This is a genomic window from Burkholderia sp. 9120 (genome assembly GCF_000745015.1).
Lineage (GTDB): Bacteria > Pseudomonadota > Gammaproteobacteria > Burkholderiales > Burkholderiaceae > Paraburkholderia.
Genome location: NZ_JQNA01000002.1, coordinates 3,031,369 through 3,050,738, shown reverse-complemented (window position 1 = coordinate 3,050,738; position 19,370 = coordinate 3,031,369). Strand labels below are relative to the sequence as shown.

General features: G+C 63.5%; 19 protein-coding genes. 13 read left to right on the top strand and 6 right to left on the bottom strand.

Annotated features, from left to right (window positions below; translation table 11 throughout):
- The first annotated feature begins 3 nt into the window (after positions 1-3).
- The 5 genes from FA94_RS21890 to FA94_RS21870 all read left to right on the top strand — a co-directional run bounded on the left by FA94_RS21890 (position 4) and on the right by FA94_RS21870 (position 4,107).
- Entirely contained in the window at positions 4-594 is a 591-nt protein-coding gene (locus tag FA94_RS21890; protein WP_035555042.1) for an aminodeoxychorismate/anthranilate synthase component II, read from the top strand.
- Positions 595-611: 17 nt separating this feature from the next.
- Entirely contained in the window at positions 612-1,643 is a 1,032-nt protein-coding gene (trpD, locus tag FA94_RS21885) for an anthranilate phosphoribosyltransferase (protein WP_035562646.1), read from the top strand.
- Positions 1,644-1,661: 18 nt separating this feature from the next.
- Positions 1,662-2,447: an indole-3-glycerol phosphate synthase TrpC gene (gene trpC, locus FA94_RS21880; protein WP_035555039.1), complete on the top strand. Its 786-nt coding sequence runs from the start codon at positions 1,662-1,664 to the stop codon at positions 2,445-2,447.
- Positions 2,448-2,495: 48 nt separating this feature from the next.
- Positions 2,496-3,122: a CYTH domain-containing protein gene (locus tag FA94_RS21875; protein WP_035555036.1), complete on the top strand. Its 627-nt coding sequence runs from the start codon at positions 2,496-2,498 to the stop codon at positions 3,120-3,122.
- 148 nt (positions 3,123-3,270) lie between these two features.
- Positions 3,271-4,107, top strand: coding sequence for a uracil-DNA glycosylase (locus FA94_RS21870; RefSeq protein WP_035555033.1), 837 nt, complete (start codon positions 3,271-3,273; stop codon positions 4,105-4,107).
- 182 nt (positions 4,108-4,289) lie between these two features.
- Here FA94_RS21870 and FA94_RS21865 read toward each other — a convergent pair whose 3' ends face one another.
- From FA94_RS21865 to FA94_RS21845, 5 genes are all read right to left on the bottom strand, one after another.
- The gene (locus FA94_RS21865) at positions 4,290-4,886 is read right to left on the bottom strand and encodes an FMN-dependent NADH-azoreductase (RefSeq protein ID WP_035555030.1); all 597 of its coding nucleotides are present in this window, start codon (positions 4,884-4,886) and stop codon (positions 4,290-4,292) included.
- A 156-nt stretch (positions 4,887-5,042) separates the two neighbouring features.
- Positions 5,043-6,833 (bottom strand): M61 family metallopeptidase, encoded by a 1,791-nt coding sequence (locus FA94_RS21860; protein WP_035555026.1) that lies wholly within the window; start codon positions 6,831-6,833, stop codon positions 5,043-5,045.
- A gap of 105 nt (positions 6,834-6,938) precedes the next feature.
- Positions 6,939-7,664, bottom strand: coding sequence for a DsbC family protein (locus FA94_RS21855; protein ID WP_035562643.1), 726 nt, complete (start codon positions 7,662-7,664; stop codon positions 6,939-6,941).
- 121 nt (positions 7,665-7,785) lie between these two features.
- The gene (locus FA94_RS21850) at positions 7,786-8,958 is read right to left on the bottom strand and encodes a UbiH/UbiF family hydroxylase (RefSeq protein WP_035555023.1); all 1,173 of its coding nucleotides are present in this window, start codon (positions 8,956-8,958) and stop codon (positions 7,786-7,788) included.
- 87 nt (positions 8,959-9,045) lie between these two features.
- Entirely contained in the window at positions 9,046-9,408 is a 363-nt protein-coding gene (locus FA94_RS21845; RefSeq protein ID WP_231584996.1) for a hypothetical protein, read from the bottom strand.
- Between the two features lie 340 nt (positions 9,409-9,748).
- Between FA94_RS21845 and ychF the strand changes: the two genes are divergently transcribed.
- Together ychF and FA94_RS21835 are read left to right on the top strand one after the other, a co-directional pair.
- Positions 9,749-10,843 carry a redox-regulated ATPase YchF gene (ychF, locus tag FA94_RS21840; protein ID WP_035555020.1) on the top strand — a complete coding sequence of 365 codons (1,095 nt, stop codon included), beginning with the start codon at positions 9,749-9,751 and terminating at the stop codon, positions 10,841-10,843.
- Between the two features lie 116 nt (positions 10,844-10,959).
- On the top strand, positions 10,960-11,310 hold the full coding sequence (locus tag FA94_RS21835) for a nucleotide pyrophosphohydrolase (RefSeq protein WP_035555017.1): 351 nt from the start codon (positions 10,960-10,962) through the stop codon (positions 11,308-11,310).
- 17 nt (positions 11,311-11,327) lie between these two features.
- On the opposite strand, the gene FA94_RS21830 is transcribed toward FA94_RS21835, so the two are convergent.
- Positions 11,328-12,302: a glycerophosphodiester phosphodiesterase family protein gene (locus tag FA94_RS21830; RefSeq protein ID WP_035555014.1), complete on the bottom strand. Its 975-nt coding sequence runs from the start codon at positions 12,300-12,302 to the stop codon at positions 11,328-11,330.
- Between the two features lie 364 nt (positions 12,303-12,666).
- On the opposite strand from FA94_RS21830, the gene ugpB reads away from it, so the two are divergent.
- From ugpB to ettA, 6 genes are all read left to right on the top strand, one after another.
- A complete protein-coding gene (gene ugpB / locus FA94_RS21820; protein ID WP_035555007.1) occupies positions 12,667-13,992 on the top strand; it encodes a sn-glycerol-3-phosphate ABC transporter substrate-binding protein UgpB in 1,326 nt (441 codons plus the stop codon).
- Between the two features lie 100 nt (positions 13,993-14,092).
- Positions 14,093-14,977, top strand: a complete 885-nt coding sequence (gene ugpA / locus FA94_RS21815) for a sn-glycerol-3-phosphate ABC transporter permease UgpA (RefSeq protein ID WP_035555005.1) — start codon at positions 14,093-14,095, stop codon at positions 14,975-14,977.
- Entirely contained in the window at positions 14,974-15,819 is an 846-nt protein-coding gene (ugpE, locus tag FA94_RS21810) for a sn-glycerol-3-phosphate ABC transporter permease UgpE (protein WP_035555002.1), read from the top strand. Before ugpA ends, ugpE begins: the two co-directional genes overlap by 4 nt.
- 105 nt (positions 15,820-15,924) lie before the next feature.
- Complete coding sequence (locus tag FA94_RS21805) at positions 15,925-17,013, top strand: sn-glycerol-3-phosphate import ATP-binding protein UgpC (RefSeq protein ID WP_035554999.1); 1,089 nt, start codon at positions 15,925-15,927, stop codon at positions 17,011-17,013.
- A gap of 71 nt (positions 17,014-17,084) precedes the next feature.
- A complete protein-coding gene (locus FA94_RS21800; protein ID WP_035554997.1) occupies positions 17,085-17,387 on the top strand; it encodes a DUF3761 domain-containing protein in 303 nt (100 codons plus the stop codon).
- 232 nt (positions 17,388-17,619) lie between these two features.
- On the top strand, positions 17,620-19,284 hold the full coding sequence (gene ettA / locus FA94_RS21795; RefSeq protein ID WP_035554993.1) for an energy-dependent translational throttle protein EttA: 1,665 nt from the start codon (positions 17,620-17,622) through the stop codon (positions 19,282-19,284).
- Positions 19,285-19,370: the final 86 nt, after the last annotated feature.

Sequence of the window (19,370 nt, the reverse complement as noted above, 5' to 3'; positions counted from 1 at the left end):
ACCATGCTGCTAATGATCGACAACTACGACTCGTTCACCTACAACCTGGTGCAGTACTTCGGCGAACTCGGCGAAGACGTACGCACCTACCGCAACGACGAAATCACGCTGGACGAGATCGCGAAGCTCAACCCCGAGCGCATCTGCCTGTCGCCCGGCCCGAGCAATCCGCAACACGCCGGCATCACGCTCGACGTGCTGCGCGAATTCGCCGGCAAAACGCCGATTCTCGGCGTCTGCCTCGGCCATCAGGCCATCGGCGAAGCGTTCGGCGGCCGCGTGGTGCGCGCGCAGACCATCATGCACGGCAAGGTCAGCACGATCGAAACCGATTGCAAAGGCGTGTTCGCCGACCTGCCGAAGCACTTCGTGGTGACCCGCTACCACTCGCTCGCGATCGAACGCGAATCGCTGCCCGATTGTCTCGAAGTGTCGGCATGGACCGAAGACGGTGAAATCATGGGCGTGCGTCACAAGGAACTGGCGGTGGAAGGCGTGCAATTCCACCCGGAATCGATCCTGTCCGAACACGGCCACGCGCTGCTCGAGAACTTCGTGAAGCAGTCGAAACTCGCGTCCACTCAACGCGCCTGATGAAGAGAGACGAAATCATGTCGATTACGCCCCAGGAAGCGCTGCAACGGACCATCGAGCACCGCGAGATTTTCCACGACGAAATGCTGCATCTGATGCGCCTCATCATGCGCGGCGAACTGTCGCCGGTGATGTCGGCAGCGATCATTACCGGCTTGCGCGTCAAAAAAGAGACCATCGGCGAAATCACCGCGGCCGCCACGGTGATGCGTGAATTTGCCCGGCACGTCGACGTGCCGGACAACTCGAACTTCGTCGATATCGTCGGGACCGGCGGCGACGGCTCGCAAACCTTCAATATTTCCACGGCCACCATGTTCGTCACGGCCGCGGCCGGCGCGAAAGTCGCGAAGCACGGCGGCCGCGGCGTGTCGAGCAAGTCGGGCAGCGCGGACGTGCTCGAAGCGCTCGGCGTGAATATCGATCTGCAGCCGGAACAGGTGGCGGCGTCGATCGCGGAAACCGGCATGGGCTTCATGTTCGCGCCGAACCATCATCCGGCCATGAAGAACATCGCGCCGGTGCGCCGTGAACTCGGCGTGCGCACGCTGTTCAACATTCTCGGGCCGCTGACCAATCCGGCCGGCGCACCGAATCAGTTGATGGGCGTGTTTCACGGCGACCTGGTCGGGATTCAGGTGCGCGTGATGCAACGCCTCGGCGCGAAGCATGTGCTGGTGGTGTACGGCATGGACGGCATGGACGAGGTCTCGCTCGGCGCGGCGACGCAGGTCGGCGAGTTGCGCGACGGCCAGGTCCACGAGTACGAGATTCATCCGGAAGACTTCGGCCTGCAGATGGTGTCGAACCGCTCGCTGAAAGTGGCCGACGCGACCGAATCGAAAGCGATGCTGCTCGAAGCGCTCGACAACACACCGGGCGTCGCGCGCGAAATCGTTACGCTGAACGCGGGTACGGCGCTGTATGCGGCAAACGTGGCGGCGTCGATCGCGGACGGCATTCAACTGGCGCGCGAAGCGATCGCGAGCGGCAAGGCTCGTGCGAAGGTCGACGATCTGATCCGCTTCACCCAGCAATTCAAGCACTAATCACGTAGCGAGACACAGATGAGCGACATTCTCGACCAGATCATCGCGATCAAACGCGAAGAAGTCCGCGCGGCGCAGCAAAGCGCGTCGCTTGAAGAACTGCGCCTCGAAGCGGCGTCGCGCGATATTCGCGACTTCGTCGGCGCGTTGCGCGCGAAGCACACGGCGGGCCTCGCCGCGGTGATCGCCGAAGTGAAGAAGGCGAGCCCGTCGAAAGGCGTGCTGCGCGAAGACTTCGTGCCCGCCGAGATCGCGCGTTCGTATGAACAGCACGGCGCGGCGTGCCTGTCGGTGCTGACCGACGTGCAGTTCTTCAAGGGCAGCGTCGCGTATCTGGAAGAAGCGCGCGCGGCCTGCAAACTGCCGGTGTTGCGCAAAGACTTCATCGTCGATCCGTATCAGATCGTCGAAGCCCGCGCGATGGGCGCCGACGCGATCCTGCTGATCGCCGCCGCGCTCGAAACCCCGCAGATGCAAGACCTCGAAGCGCTCGCGCATTCGCTGAATCTGGCCGTGCTGGTCGAAGTACACGACAGCCGTGAGCTGATGGAAGCGCTCACGCTGAAAACGCCGCTGATCGGTATCAACAACCGCAATCTGCGCACATTCGAAACGTCGATCGAGACGACCATCGGCATGCTCGAAGCGGTTCCGGACGACCGGATCGTCGTCACGGAGTCGGGCATTCTGTCGCGCGTCGACGTCGAACGGCTACGCGCGATGGACGTGCATACGTTCCTCGTCGGCGAGGCGTTCATGCGCGCGGAAGAGCCGGGCGTCGAACTGGCGCGGATGTTTTTCTGAGCGCCACAGTCGACACGCGGCACGGCGGCACACGGAGTAAGGCAGATCATGAGCATGGAACGCGAAATCAAGCTGGCGCTGCCGGCTGACCAGGTGCAGGCGGCGACGCAGTGGTTTGTCGCGCGGACAGGCGCAGAAGGGCGCGATGTCAGGCTGGCGAATATTTACTTCGATACGCCGGCGCTGACGTTGGCGAAGTCGAAAAGCGCGCTGCGTTTGCGTCACACGCCGGACGGCTGGCTGCAAACCTTCAAGACGGTCGGCGAAGCGAAAGACGGTTTGCACAGCCGGCACGAGTGGGAAATGCCGGTGGCGGGCGAAAAGCTCGAGATCGACGCGTTACTGCACGAGTGCGATGAGCCGAGCGCGGCTGAAGCATTGCGTCAGGCCGCACCGGAGCTGGTCGAACTGTTCCGCACGGACTTCACGCGCACGCTGTGGAACGTCGAGCTGAACGGCGCGACGGTCGAAGCCGCGATCGATCAAGGCGACGTGATCACCGAAGTGAATGGTGAAACGCGCCGCGCGCCGATTTCCGAGGTCGAACTCGAACTGAAATCCGGCGACGAAGCCGCTTTGCATGCGTTGGCGGCGGAACTTGGCAAAGCGATCGCAGGGCTTGCGCCGGATAACGTCAGCAAAGCACAGCGCGGGTATCAGCTGCGGGCGGGCTGAACGGCGGCAAGCGCTGCAACGCGGCACGCACCGACATACGGCTTGATGAACGCGCGACGTCGCGCACACCTCAGCACCTGGCGCGCGCCGTCCGCGCTTCACCGCCGCACCTTGAGCAACACCGCGTTTGCTGCGACACTTCCCCGCCATGACCTCCGCTTCCCGTACCCGCTCCGATTCGTCGCAGGCTTCGCTTTTCGGCGACGCCGCGCCCTCACCCGCCGACGCACCGACCAACCCGGTTTCGCCTTCATCGGCTGGCGCGCCGCCGGCCCTCGAAGCCCAATTCGCCGCCCTGCCCCCGGCATGGCGCACACATCTCAAGCCGTTCATCGAAAGCGACGCTTACGCGCCGCTGTGCCGTTTCGTCGACGGTGAACGCGCGGCCGGCAAGACCGTGTATCCCGCCGACGTATTCCGTGCGCTGCGCCTGACCAGTCCCGACGAAGTGAAAGTCGTGATCCTCGGCCAGGACCCGTATCACGGCGAAGACCGCGGCACGCCGCAAGCGCATGGGCTGGCATTTTCGGTGGCGCCGAACGTGCGCACGCCGCCGTCGCTACGCAACATCTTCAAGGAAATTGCCGCGAGCCTTGGTCACGACACGCCGCGTCATGGCTGTCTCGACACGTGGGCCAAACAGGGCGTGCTGCTGCTGAACACGGTGCTGACGGTCGAACGCGACGCCGCGGCGAGCCACGCGAAACGCGGCTGGGAAAAGTGTACGGACACGCTGATCCATGAACTCGCCATGCGTCATGACGGCCTGGTGTTCATGCTGTGGGGCGCGCACGCGCAAGCGAAGCGTGCGCTGCTCGGCGGCAAATCGCACTATGTGCTGGAAGCGCCGCATCCGTCGCCGCTGTCGGCGCATCGCGGCTTTCTCGGCTGCGGGCATTTTGCGAAGGCGAATGAGTATCTCGCGCAGCACGGCCGTGCAACGATCGACTGGCGCTTGCCGGACGAAGCGCAGATGTTGGCGTAACGGCAATACGTCCAGGCGCGCATCGGCGAGTCAGTGCATAAGCGCATCGGCGCGCGAACCGGAAAAAACAAAAACGCCACGGGTTTCAAACCCGTGGCGTTTTTCATTGCATCGTTACATCGCGCACTACACTGCGATGCGCGCCGGTTCAAACCAGCGCGTCAATCCTTCCATCGACCTTCTTACGCAGCGGCAATCGCTTCGCGCGCCGAAACCAGCGCGGCGGTCGCTGCGTCCGGGCCCATGTTCAGGCCTTCGGCGTAGATGAAGTTCACGTCGGTCATACCGAGGAAACCCAGGAAAGCCTTCAGATACGGCGTCTGGCTGTCGTTCGGCGTGCCCAGATACTTGCCGCCGCGTGCCGACACGACGTGGACCTTCTTGCCCTTCACGAGACCTTCCGGACCGTTCGCCGTGTACTGGAACGTGATGCCGGCGCGTGCGATGAAGTCGAAGTACGTCTTGAGCTGCGACGAGATACCGAAGTTGTACATCGGTGCACCGATCACGACGATGTCGGCGGCTTGCAGTTCGGCGATCAGCGCTTCGCTGCGTGCGGCGATTTCGGCCTGCTCGGCGGTGCGTTGGTCAGCCGGCGTGAAGAACGCGCCGAGGACGGCGTCGTCCAGGTGCGGCAGCGGCTCAGCTTGCAGATTACGGACGACGACTTGCGCGCCCGGATTCGATTGTTGCAGCTTGGCGGTCAGTTCGTTGACGAGAAGCGTCGAGTTCGCGCCTTGCGAACGGGCTGCCGAGTTGATTTGCAGGATCGTGGTCATGTCGGTGACTCCAGTAGGGGCGCGCAGTTTTGCGCGAGTGGAGCCATTGTGTTTTTTTACCGCCCCGAGAAAAAGCCATCCGGCAGCGACGGATTGTTGCACTGGTAGAACAATCCGCCGCCCTCGGCCGTCGATTAATAACGCCGACGATTACGATCAGCTTGCAAGCCAGCGCTCGCGGGCCTTGCGCGCGGCGGTCCCTTTGTCGCTGACCGCGAGCTTGTAGCGTGCCGGCTCAGGCCCGTCCAGCTTGACTTGCGTGGTGCGCAGTTCGTCGCGGCGGAACGCGTGGACCTCGACTTTCGCGCCCGGCTGATAGCGTGCCAGCAGGCCGTCAAGATTCGAGCCGGTCACGCGCAGGCCGTCGAGCGCGATCAGCACGTCGCCGGCCGAGAGCCCTGCTTTCTGCGCGGCGCTGCCTTCATGCACCGCCGCCAGCGTGCAATCCGCGCCGCCGCGCAAGCGCGCGCCGAGCGACGGCCGGGCGTTCTTGTCGAATTCAGGCGCAAGCGTGACGCCGAACGGCGCGAGCAGCGTTTCGAGCGGCAAATCGCGCGTGCCATGCACGGCCTCGGCGAACAGCTCGCCGAGTTGCGCGCCGGTCGCTTCCGCGAACAGCGCTTCGACCTCGCTTTCTTCCACGCCGACCGGCTTGCCGCGATAAAAGTCGCGGCCGAAACGTTGCCACAGCAGACGCATCACGTCGTCGAGCGATTTGCGGTTGTTGGTCTGCGCGCGGATCGTCAGATCGAACGCGAGCGCGACCAGCGAGCCCTTGGTGTAATAGCTGACGATCGCGTTCGGCGCGTTCTCGTCCTGACGGTAGTACTTGACCCACGCGTCGAACGAGCTTTCGGCGACGGTCTGCTTCAGGCGGCCGCTGCCGCGCAGCACACCGCCCACCACCTTGCCGAGCAGGCCGAAATAGTCGTCCGGCGAAATCAGCCCGCTGCGCACGAGGATCAGGTCGTCGTAGTACGAGGTGAAGCCCTCGAACAGCCACAGCAACGACGTGGTGTTTTCCACGTTCAGGTCGTACGGCGCGAACACCGCCGGCTTGATGCGCTTCACGTTCCAGGTGTGGAAATACTCGTGGCTGCACAAGCCGAGGTAGGTTCGGTAGCCTTCGCTGAGCGCGTCGCGTCCTTGCACCGGCAGATCGCCACGATTGCAGATCAGCGCGGTCGAAGCGCGATGCTCCAGGCCGCCGTAACCGTCGGTGACGGCCTGGGTCATGAACACGTAGCGATCCATCGGCGCTTTCTTCGACTTCGGCTCGAACAACGCGATCTGCGCTTCGCAGATGCGCTTCAGGTCGGCGGACAGTCGCGCCATGTCCAGCCCGATCACGCGGCCGGCGATCACGATGTCGTGCGGCACGCCATGCGCGTCGAACGTCGCCAGCGCGAATTCACCCAGCGTGACCGGGTGATCGATCAGCTCGTCGTAGTTCTGCGCGCGATATTCGCCGAAGCCGTAGCGCTTCGTGCCACGCGCCTCCGGCAACGCCGTGGCGACGCGCCAGTTGCGATGCGCGGCGCCGTCCGGCTTCTGGATGTCGACCACGCATTGCGCTTCTTCATGACCGAGCGGCGACAAAAACACGCTGGTGCCGTTGAAGAAACCCGTCGTGTCGTCCAGATGCGCGGCGCGCACCGACAGATCCCAGGCATACACCTCGTAGCGCAGCGTCAACGCGCCTTTGACAGGCGCGGCCTGCCACGTGTGCTTGTCGGTCTTCTCGACACGCACCTTGCGGCCAGCGTCGTTGACCGCGCGCAGCGTGACGATGTTGCGCGCGAACTCGCGCACCATGTAGCTGCCCGGAATCCACACCGGCAGCATGAAACGCTGGCCGGCCGGATCGGGATCGGCGACGGTCACGGTGACTTCGAACAGGTGGGCGGCGGGTTGCTTGGGAACGATGGTGTAGCGGATCGGCTTCATCGGCGGCGATTAGGAGAGTGTGAGGCGGGGATGTTGGGGCTGAATGTGAAAGGAGGCGCACTGCGCCTCCTTGCTTCTCTATATATGGTCCGAACTGTGTGCGACTCAATGCACCGCGGACATTTCCTTGTCGAGCCGGTCGGCCGGCACGGCACCGGGCAGACGGCGGCCGTCGGCGAGGAACACGGTCGGCGTACCGTCCACGTTCATGGCGTGGCCGAGCGCGAGGTTCTTGTCGATCGCGGCGGTGTCGCAGGTGCCGGCGGCGGTGGGCGCCTGATGGTCCTGCATCCACGATTCCCAGGCCTTGGCGCGATCCGTCGAGCACCAGATGGACTTCGACTTGGCGGTCGAATCCGGCGACAGCACCGGGTACAGGAACGTGTACACGGTCACGTTATCGATCGATTTGAGCGTGGTTTCGAGCTGCTTGCAGTACGGGCAGTTCGGATCGGAGAACACGGCGATCTTGCGCGAGCCGTTGCCCTTCACGACCTTCACCGCGTTCGCGAACGGCAGGCTCGCGAAATCGATGCGGTTGGTTTCCGACAGACGCGCTTCCGTCAGGTTCTTGCGGGTCTTCGCGTCGACCATGTCGCCGAGCAACAGGTAGTCGCCGTTCGCGTCGCTATAGACGATCTGCGTGCCAAGGTTGATTTCGTATATGCCGGCAATCGGCGACTTCGTCACGCTCTTGATCGTCACGTCGGCCAGACGCGTTTGCAGCGTGGCTTTGAGTTTGTCGGTGGTCTGATCGGCCTGGGCGGAGCAGCCCAGCGTGATCGCGGCGATGGCAAGCGCGGCGGCCGCCACGCGGAAGGTCTTTTTCATGCTGAATTCCTGGTTCATTCGCGCGGTGTACGCGTTTTGCGACGGTTCCGGTCTGACCGGAACGGCGCCCATCCGTTCATGATACCCGTCTCGCCAGCCGCGGCGTGCCGGGTGGGATGCTTTAACCCAGCGCGGCCGACACCAGCCAGCGCTTGATAAACGGTTGCGCGCCGACGAACGCCATGCCGGTATTACGCAGCACCTTGGCGAACGGGCCGGGCGCGGAAAAGAGTTTTTGCAGGCCGTCGGTGGCGATCATCAGCGCGCGAATGTCTTCGCGGCGAGCGCGTTCGTAGCGGCGCAACAGCACCATGTCACCGAGGTCGCGGAACGATTCCTTGCCGGCGACGGTATCGGCGAGCGCCGCGACGTCGCGCAAACCGAGGTTCATGCCCTGGCCCGCCAGCGGATGAATCAGGTGCGCGGCGTCGCCGACCAGCGCGACGCGCGGCGCGACCAGCCGGTCGACCGTTTGCAGCGCGAGCGGGAAACCTTGCGCGGGCGTCACGCATTCGAGCGCGCCGAACTGGCCGCCCGTCACGCGTTCCACTTCGGCAGCGAGTTGCGCCGGATCGAGCGCGACCAGCTTTTCAGCGTGTTCGGTGCGCGCCGACCAGACCAGCGACACATGGCCGTCCGGCATGGGCAGCAGCGCGACGATCTCGCCGTCCTTGAACCATTGGTAAGCGGTTTCGCTGTGCGGCTTTTCGGCCTTGAAGTTCGCGACGACGCCGGTCTGCCTGTAGTCGCGGCGGTCCATCTTCGAGTTGATCTGCGCGCGCACCCACGAATGCGCGCCGTCCGCACCGACCACCAGATCGGCTTCGAGCACATTGCCGTTGGCGAGGCCGACGCTGGCGCCGTCGACAGTAAAGTCCAGCGCCTGCGCACGCGTGTCGATCCAGGTGAGATTAGGCTGGAAGCGCAGCGCCGCATCCAATGCGCGTTCGATCACCGACGACTCGACGATCCACGCCAGTTGCGGCACCGACGCCTGGAATGCGGAGAAATGCAGTTCGGCGTGCGCGTCGCCATAAACGCGCATGTCGTAGACCGGCCCCAGGCGGGCCAGATCGAGCGCCTGCCAGACCCGCAAACGCTCGAGCAGCGCCTGCGAACTCGACGACAACGCGTAGACGCGCGAGTCGAATACGGCGCCGGCCGGCAGCGCCGCGCAGGGCTGCGCGAGCAGCGCCACGCGCAGTCCGCCTTGCGTCAGCGCCAATGCCGCGGTCTTGCCGACGAGCCCGCCGCCGATCACGGCGACATCAAAGGTCTGGTGGTGTGCGTTCATGCGCGCATTATAGCCGCGGGGGTTGCGGGGGACGGATCGAGGCGCGCGGCATATTGGCCCGGAACAAGGTCTCCGCCGATTAATGCGCTAATGCCCTTGCGCGGCGTGTGCCGCATGGGATTCGCGCAGCAGCATGAAGTCGCGGTCGGACGACAGCACCCGCCACGCGTTCGACACCAGCTCGCGCTTATGGTCACGCTGGTCGCCGCGCACCATGCAGTCCGGGAACACCCGGTCATAGACGCGCCACAGCGAGTCGAAGTCGTTGGTGTCGGCAAACCCGGCGATACGGCGCTTATCGTCGAGGGTGAGCGCGCTCGTCATGCAGTTGATCGTTTGACGGTCGGTTGCGGCCTGCGCCTCATCATAATTAGGCAACAGCCACACGACGACACCCGCCGCCAGTGCAATGCCCGCGCCCCATCTCAGCCCTGTTGTTATTTTCATCATGCTCTCTCGGAAAGGGCTCTAGCGGCCCCGGACGGTCATCTTACAATGTTCCGACGAATGGACTTCGCGGGGTTTCCACGGGTTGGCGGCTGTTTCCGTGCAGTTCCCGGCGTTTCCCGGCGCGCCTGGTTTGCCCCGCCCCTCTTAGGAAGCCGATCCGAACGGGTTACAATTGCGCTTTCCGTGACGAGACTCGCCCGGGACCGTCGAGGCCCTGCCCGACCCGGTGTCTTGTCCCGCTCCGCTGCGGTCCGCCGCCACGCCAAACGCGAAGGCTTTTCGAGTCCTGCACCCAGCGTCGAGCGCATCACGCAACTTACTGAATCACTGAAGGATTTCCATGAGCCTCAAATGCGGCATCGTCGGCCTGCCTAACGTCGGCAAGTCCACCCTGTTCAACGCACTGACCAAGGCGGGCATCGCCGCCGAAAACTACCCGTTCTGCACGATCGAACCGAACGTCGGCATCGTCGAAGTGCCGGACGCGCGTTTGAAGGCGCTCGCTGAAATCGTCAAGCCGGAGCGCATCCTGCCGGCGGTGGTGGAATTCGTCGACATCGCCGGTCTGGTGGCCGGTGCAAGCAAGGGCGAAGGCCTCGGCAACCAGTTTCTCGCGAACATCCGCGAAACCGACGCGATCACGCACGTGGTGCGCTGCTTCGAAGACGACAACGTGATTCACGTCGCGAACAAGGTCGACCCGCTGTCGGACATCGAGGTGATCAACACCGAACTGGCGCTGGCCGACCTCGCCACCGTCGAAAAAGCGCTGTCGCGCTATTCGAAGGCCGCCAAGTCGGGTAATGACAAGGAAGCGATCAAGAACGCCGCGGTGCTCGAAAAAGTCCGCGCGCAACTCGACCAGGCCAAGCCGGTCCGCGCGCTCGATCTCTCGGACGAAGAAAAAGCCACCATCAAGCCGTTCTGCCTGATCACCGCGAAGCCGACCATGTACGTGGCGAACGTGAAGGACGACGGTTTCGAGAACAACCCGCATCTGGACGCGGTCACGAAGTTCGCGGCAGCGGAAAACGCGCCGGTCGTGGCAGTGTGCGCCGCGATCGAAGCGGAAATCGCCGATCTCGACGAAGCCGACATGACCGTGTTCCTCGCCGACATGGGCATGGAAGAACCGGGCCTGAACCGCGTGGCCCGTGCGGCGTTCAAGCTGCTGGGTCTGCAAACGTATTTCACGGCCGGCGTGAAAGAAGTGCGCGCCTGGACGATTCATATCGGCGACACCGCACCGCAGGCAGCGGGCGCGATCCATACGGACTTCGAGCGCGGTTTCATTCGTGCGCAGACCATCGCGTTCAATGACTTCATCAGCTATAAGGGTGAGCAAGGCGCGAAAGAAGCCGGCAAGATGCGTGCTGAAGGCAAGGAATACGTCGTGCATGATGGCGACGTGATGAACTTCCTGTTCAACGTTTAAGGTTCGGCACGGCAGGCAGATCCATCGCGATCTCACCACCCCGCTAAAGCCCGCGCAAGCCCATCAAAGCCCGTTAATAACGGGCTTTTTCTTTTTCAGCAACGGAGAGTCCAACCATGACCAACAGCGATCTGCTCGAACGGGTGCTTGCGTTCCGCGAGGCCCGCGACTGGAAGCAGTTTCACACGCTACGCAACCTGATCGTGTCGACCAGCATCGAAGCCGGCGAGTTGCTGGAAACGATCCAGTGGAAGACCGATTCCGAAGTGGATGCGTTGTTGCTCGATCCTAAGCGCAAAAAGCATCTGGAGCATGAATGCGCGGACGTGTTCATTTACCTGATGCTGGTCGCTCACACGGCGGGCTTCGATCTGGTCGACGCCGCCATGGAGAAAGTGGCGTTGAATGAAGAGCGTTATCCGGTAGAGAAATCTAAAGGGACGGCGACGAAGTATTCCGAGCTCTGACTACGAGCCCGGGAGTCTTACTGACCGCCCACCGCCCCAGCCCGTTCACAGTGCAGCGGCAACGTCATGCCATCGCGCACGCCCACCATTTTCAAGGGCGAATCCGCCAGGACTGCATCGATCCCGAGACACGCGGCCGTCCGATAATCATCCGCGCTGTTCACCGCAATCGCGACGATTTGCACGTCGGCCTTTTGCCGGAAACACGCGACGGTTGCCGGCGTCCACAACGTAGCCTGCACGTCCGACCGCCCCTCTCCCAGCGCGAACTTCTCCACCACCGTCAATGCGCGACGCAGTTCGAACGCGCTCATGGCATGTTCGGCCGGCGCGTCTACGCAGCCTTGATTCAACAGTACGCGCACCAGGCGTCCACGCGTGGCATCGCGCGATTCGAATAGTTTTGCGCGCGGATACGCCGCGAAAGTCTGTTGATAATCCGCTTCGGTCGAGTAGATCGACACTCGCGACCACGCCTGCTCCTCATCGAGCACATGTGCCACCGCTTGCGTCTGCGCGCCGGCAGGCAATGCCTTCATGTCGAGGATCACCGGCATGGTTCGCGGCACGGCGCGCAGCGCTTCACGCAGCGTCGGAATGCCGACAGGACGATCGCGATACGGATACGCGTCGCCCTGACGGAAGCTCCAACCGGCGTTCACGCGCGCGAGTTCAGCCACGGTGTAAGCCGACACCGGGCCCTTCGCGTCCGTCAGCGCCGACAGATCCGCCGGCCGATACAGAACCGGCACCCCCTCTTTGCTCAACTGCACCGACAGCCACATCACGTCGGCGCGATGCTCGACCGACAGACGGATCGCCTCCAGCGTATTTTCCGGCGCGTCGCCGGTGCCGCCTCGGTGCGCGATGATTTTTGGCAGCGTCGTAAAGGGCTTCGCGACGCTCCCAGAAGTTCCCGGCGCAAACGAGCAACCCGCCAATACGAGACCCAGTATCGAACCACCCACCACCCGCCGCACCCAATCAAGCATCTGGAATCCTGATTAAAAGTCACATGACGCATGCGTGCCGCCCATCGCGTAAAGCACGCTCCCGTTTCTCCATCCATCATGCCAACCCATCGGCCGCCAGGTCCAGCGAGCGTGCCTTCACGTTGACCTCACGCAAAACGTTATCCAGACGCCCATGTTTCCGTTTCGTGACAGCCGATGTTAAATTGCCGCAGTCGGCGCCCGCCCAAAGCGCGCCACGCCGCCCGGCCATCGACGCCGGACTGTCATCGAACACAACTAGAATCGCGCGATTCGCAATCGCGCCCGATCCGATCCGCAAGGATCTTGCATGGGACCCGAGTAAGCGCTAGAGCGCCAACTCGGGTCGACAGGAGACACATCGATGAGTTTCAAGCCGCTGTTCCGTACGCTTTCCGTAGCCGCCGTGTTGAGCGTCGGCGTCAGCCAGGCGGCCCAGGCCGCGACTGAAATCCAGTTCTGGCACGGCATGGAAGCCGCGTTGGGCGAACGTCTGAACGATATCGCCAACGCCTTCAACGCGTCGCAAAGCGACTACAAGATCGTGCCGGTGTTCAAAGGCTCCTACGACCAGACGCTCGCCGCCGGTATCGCCGCGTATCGCGCCGGCAACGCGCCCGCGATCCTGCAGGTCTACGAAGTCGGCACCGCCACGATGATGCAGGCCAAGAAGGCCGTGATCCCGGTCTCGGACGTGTTCAAGCAGGCCGGCGTGCCGCTCGACGTGAAGGCCTTCGTGCCGACCATCGCCAGCTATTACAGCGACGCGAAGACCGGCGAGCTGATCTCGATGCCGTTCAACAGCTCGACGCCAGTGCTGTACTACAACAAGGACGCCTTCAAGAAAGCGGGCCTCGATCCGAACCAGCCGCCGAAAACCTGGGCCGAACTGCAAACCGACGCGCAGAAGCTGAAAGCGTCGGGCATGGCGTGCGGTTACTCGTCGGGCTGGCAGAGCTGGATTCAGCTCGAGAACTACAGCGCGTGGCACGGCGTGCCGTTCGCGTCGAAGAACAACGGCTTCGACGGCGCGGATGCGCAGCTCGAATTCAACAAGCCGCTGCAGGTCGCGCACATCCAGTTCCTGCAGAACATGCAGAAGGAAGGCACCTTCACCTATGTCGGCCGCAAGGACGAACCGGTGTCGAAGTTCTATAGCGGCGACTGCGGGATCATCACGAATTCGTCGGGGTCGCTCGCCACCATCAAGAAGTACGCGAAGTTCAATTTCGGCACCGGCATGATGCCGTACGACGCGAGCGTGAAGGGCGCGCCGCAGAATGCGATCATCGGCGGAGCGAGCCTGTGGGTGTTGTCGGGCAAGGATCCGGCAACGTACAAGGGCGTGGCGAAGTTCCTCGCGTACCTGTCGTCGGCGCCGGTTGCCGCGAAGTGGCACCAGGATACCGGCTACCTGCCGGTGACCACCGCCGCGTATCAGTTGACGCAGCAACAAGGCTTCTACGAGAAGAACCCGGGCAGCGACACCGCGATCAAGCAGATGCTCAACAAGCCGCCGCTGCCGTACACGAAGGGCCTGCGTCTGGGCAACATGCCGCAGATCCGCACCGTGATCGACGAAGAACTCGAACAGGTCTGGGCGGACAAGAAGACGCCGCAACAGGCGCTCGACTCGTCCGTCTCGCGTGGCGATGACCTGCTGCGCCGCTTCGAGAAAGCCGGCAACTAAGTGAGCAACGGGCTCGCGCGCGCTACGTAGCGCGCGCGAGCCGGGTTCCGGTACGACCGCGCCGGAACTCGCAGTCACTGCGGAACCTTGGGAAGATTCGATGGAAAAGCGCTCCAGCTTCGGCACCAGCCTGCTGCCCTATCTGCTCGTCGCACCGCAACTCGCGATCACGCTGCTGTTCTTTTTGTGGCCGGCCGGCGAGGCGCTGTGGCAGTCCACGCAGAGTCAGGACGCGTTCGGCACGTCGAGCGAATTCGTCGGGCTCGCGAACTTCAAGCAACTATTCGCCGATCCGCTCTATCTGTCGTCGTTCTATACGACGCTGATTTTTTGCGCACTCGTCACCGTGTCGGGGCTGGTGATCTCGCTGCTGCTGGCGGTCTGCGCGGATCGCGTGGTGCGCGGCGCGAAGGTCTACCGAACACTGCTGATCTGGCCGTATGCGGTCGCGCCCGCGATCGCCGCCGTGCTGTGGTCGTTCCTGTTCAATCCGAGCATCGGCCTCGTCACTTACGCGCTCGCTAAATACGGCATTGTCTGGAATCACGCGTTGAACGCGGGCCAGGCGATGTTCCTGGTCGTGCTGGCCTCCGTCTGGCAGCAGGTCAGCTATAACTTCCTGTTCTTCTACGCCGGCTTGCAGGCGATTCCGCGTTCGCTGATCGAAGCGGCGGCGATCGACGGCGCCGGTCCGGTGCGACGCTTCTTCGGCATTGCGTTGCCGCTGCTGTCGCCGACCAGCTTCTTCCTGCTGGTGATCAACATCACCTATGCGTTCTTCGACACCTTCCCGGTGATCGACGCGGCCACCGGCGGCGGCCCCGCGCAAGCCACCCGCACGCTGATCTACAAGATCTTCGCCGAAGGCTTCCAGGGACTCGACATCGGCAGTTCCGGCGCGCAATCGGTGATCCTGATGGTGATCGTCGTCGCGCTGACGGTCGTGCAATTCCGCTTTATCGAACGCAAGGTTCAATACTCATGATCGAGAACCGCCGCGGTTTCGACCTCTTCTGCCATGCGGTGCTGCTTGTGGGCGTCGTGCTGGTGGTGTTTCCGGTGTACGTCGCGTTTTGCGCAGCGACCATGAGCGAACACGAAGTGTTCAGCGTGCCGCTCTCGCTGGTGCCGAGCACCCATCTGTTCGAGAACATCGCGACCGTCTGGTCGCAGGGCAGCGGCAACGCCGCCGCGCCGTTCGGCCGCATGCTGCTGAACAGCCTCGTGATGGCGCTGGCAATTGCGATCGGCAAGATCTCCGTGTCAATGATCTCCGCGTACGCGATCGTGTTCTTCCGCTTTCCGTTCCGCAATCTCGCGTTCTGGCTGATCTTCATCACGCTGATGCTGCCGGTCGAAGTGCGGATCTTCCCGACCGTGCAGGTCGTCACGTCCATGCATCTGGGCAACACGTATAGCGGCTTGACGCTGCCGCTGATCGCGTCGGCCACCGCGACGTTCCTGTTCCGCCAGTTCTTCATGACGCTGCCGGACGAGTTGATGGAAGCGGCGCGCATCGACGGTGCGGGCGCCATGCGTTTCTTCTGGGACGTGGTATTGCCGCTGTCGAAGACGAACATGGCGGCGCTCTTCGTGATCACCTTCATTTACGGCTGGAATCAGTATCTGTGGCCGATCCTGATCTCCAGCCAGCAATCGCTGACGACGGCGGTGGTCGGCATCAAGAGCATGATCGCGTCCGGCGACACCGCGACCGAATGGCATCTCGTGATGACCGCGACGCTGCTCGCGATCCTGCCGCCGCTCGCGGTCGTGCTGACGATGCAGCGCTGGTTCGTGCGTGGGCTCGTGGATACGGAGAAGTGAGCCGCACGGCTCCTGGCATGGCGATCGGCAACACCAGCACAACACCAGCGCAACACCGAGACAACGCCGCGCGCTACGCGGCAAGCAACGAAAGGCTAAAACGGCATGGCTGCACTGACTCTGCAAGGCGTTAAAAAGACCTACGACGGCAAACAGTTCGTGCTGCACGGCATCGACGTCGACGTCGCCGACGGCGAATTCGTCGTGATGGTCGGCCCGTCCGGCTGCGGCAAATCCACCTTGCTGCGGATGGTCGCGGGACTGGAAGGCATCTCCGAGGGCAGCATTTCGATCGCCGGCAAGGTCGTCAACAAGTTGGAGCCGAAAGACCGCAACATCGCGATGGTGTTCCAGAACTACGCGCTGTACCCGCATATGAGCGTGGCCGAAAACATGGGCTACGCGCTGAAGATCGCGGGCGTCGAGCGGGCGCAGATCGCGAAGCGCGTGCAGGCCGCCGCGCAGATTCTCGAACTTGAACCCTTGCTGCAACGCAAGCCGCGCGAACTGTCGGGCGGCCAGCGTCAACGGGTGGCGATGGGCCGCGCGATCGTGCGCGAACCTGCCGTGTTTCTGTTCGACGAACCGTTGTCGAATCTCGACGCCCGTTTGCGCGTGCAGATGCGGCTCGAAATCCAGCGTCTGCATGCGCGCCTCGCCACCACCAGCCTGTACGTGACGCACGATCAGATCGAAGCGATGACGCTGGCGCAACGCGTGATCGTGATGAACAAGGGCCACGCCGAGCAGATCGGCGCGCCGACCGAAGTCTACGAGCGGCCGGCCACGGTGTTCGTCGCGAGCTTTATCGGTTCGCCGGGGATGAATCTGCTGGACGGCCGGATCTCGGACGACGGTTCGAGTTTCGAAGTGGCCGGCAACGGCCCGAAGCTGCCGCTGACGGACGTGCCGTCGATCGGCCGCGAAGTCGCGGCGGGACGTGAATGGACGCTGGGCATCCGGCCGGAGCACATGACGCCGGGCGCCGCGAATGCCGCGCACGCCACGCTCACGGTCGACTCCTGCGAACTGCTCGGCGCGGACAATCTCGCGCACGGCCGTTGGGGCAAGCACGACGTGACGGTGCGCTTGCCGCATACGCATCGGCCCGGGGCGGGCGAAGCGCTGCAAGTGGCGCTACCCGCGCAGCACCTGCACTTCTTCGATCCGGCGACGGGACGGCGCGCGAACTGAGCGAGCTTCGGTTTGCCGCAAGCACAGTCGCGCACTCAGGCGTGGCCGGCATAACAACGACTTGAGAGACCATGCAAGGCACCGCCTTCAATCAGATCCTTCGCCGTGGCGCGGCCGTCGCCACGGTGCTGCTGCTCAGTATGTCGTCCGCGTTCGCGTATGTGCCGCCCGGCACAACGCCGGACGAAGCGAACCTCAGCAACCACAACACCTACACGAATCGCGACGGCAACACCGTCCACGCGCCGGCTCGCTCACTGTCCGGCAAGGCGCCCGAAGGCGCGAGCGCACGTTGCCGCGACGGCACCTACAGTTTCAGCCGGCATCGCAGCGGTACCTGTTCGCGGCACGGCGGCGTGGCCGACTGGCTCTGAGCGTCCGAAGCGCCCCTGGCCTAACGGACAGCCCCTGCCGTCCCGCCCATCCGCCGAAGTACAATGCCACCTGAAGAACCCGCCCGTGCGCGGGGCGTCGCGCGTTGACATCGCGCTCGATGCCGCGCCGGCCGGTGCCGGGCGCTCTGCCCGGCCACAACACCGATTACCCATCCACCCCACGACCGCCCGCCCCACCGCGGCCGGCGTCGTCAACGTCAATTGCGAACAAATGGCCCAATACGTCTTTACCATGAACCGGGTCGGCAAGATCGTGCCGCCCAAGCGTCAAATCCTGAAGGACATCTCGCTGTCGTTTTTCCCCGGCGCGAAGATCGGCCTGCTCGGCCTGAACGGCTCGGGCAAGTCGACGCTGATCCGCATCATGGCGGGTGTGGATAAGGACATCGAGGGCGAAGCCACGCCCATGCCGAACCTGAACATCGGCTATCTGCCGCAGGAACCGCAACTGGACCCGAACAAGACGGTGCGTGAAGCCGTCGAGGAAGGCCTCGGCGACGTGTTCAACGCGCAGAAGAAGCTCGACGAAATCTACGCGGCCTACGCGGAAGAAGACGCCGACTTCGACGCGCTCGCCGCCGAACAGGCCAAGTACGAAGCGATCCTCGCTACCTCGGACGGCAACGCCGAACAGCAGATCGAAATCGCCGCCGACGCGCTGCGCCTGCCGGCGTGGGACGCCAAAATCGAGCATCTGTCGGGCGGTGAAAAGCGCCGCGTCGCGCTGTGCAAGCTGCTGCTCGAAAAGCCGGACATGCTGCTGCTCGACGAACCGACCAACCACCTGGATGCGGAATCGGTCGACTGGCTCGAACAGTTCCTGACCCGCTTCCCGGGCACCGTCGTCGCCGTCACCCACGACCGCTACTTCCTGGATAACGCCGCCGAGTGGATTCTCGAACTCGACCGCGGCCACGGCATTCCGTGGAAGGGCAACTACAGCAGTTGGCTCGACCAGAAGGAAGAGCGCCTGAAGCAGGAAGAGTCGTCGGAATCGGCGCGTCAGAAGGCGATCAAGAAGGAACTGGAGTGGGTCCGTCAGAACCCGAAGGGCCGTCAGGCCAAGTCGAAGGCGCGTATCGCCCGCTTCGAGGAACTGAACAGCCAGGACTACCAGAAGCGCAATGAAACCTCGGAAATCTTCATCCCGGTCGGCGATCGCCTCGGCAATGAAGTGATCGAGTTCAAGGGCGTCAGCAAGTCGTACGGCGACCGTCTGCTGCTCGACAACGTCAGCTTCAAGATTCCGGCGGGCGCGATTGTCGGCATCATCGGCCCGAACGGCGCCGGTAAGTCGACGCTGTTCCGCATGCTGACCGGCCGCGAACAGCCGGATTCGGGCGAGATCGTGCAAGGCCCGACCGTCAAGCTGGCGTACGTGGACCAGAGCCGCGACGCGCTGGACGGCTCGAAGACCGTGTTCGACGAAATCGCCGGCGGTGCGGACGTGCTGACGGTGGGCAAGTACGAAACGCCGTCGCGTGCGTATATCGGCCGCTTCAACTTCAAGGGCGGCGACCAGCAGAAGCTGGTCGGCAACCTGTCGGGCGGTGAGCGCGGTCGTCTGCATCTGGCCAAGACGCTGATCGCGGGCGGCAACGTGCTGCTGCTGGACGAGCCGTCGAACGATCTGGACGTCGAAACGCTGCGCGCGCTGGAAGACGCGTTGCTCGAGTTCGCGGGCTCGGTGATGGTGATCTCGCACGATCGCTGGTTCCTCGACCGGATCGCGACGCACATCCTCGCGTTCGAAGGCGATTCGCAAATCACGTTCTTCGACGGTAACTACCAGGAATACGAAGCGGACAAGCGCGCGCGTCTTGGCGAAGAAGCCGCTCGACCGAGGCGTCTGCGTTACAAGCCGATCGCACGCTAAGGCGTTGGGTTGGCGGGCGGTTCGTCGAGCAGATGGGCCGCCCGGTTGATCTTGTTGTTTTGTCGAATACGAGGCCGCAAGGCACA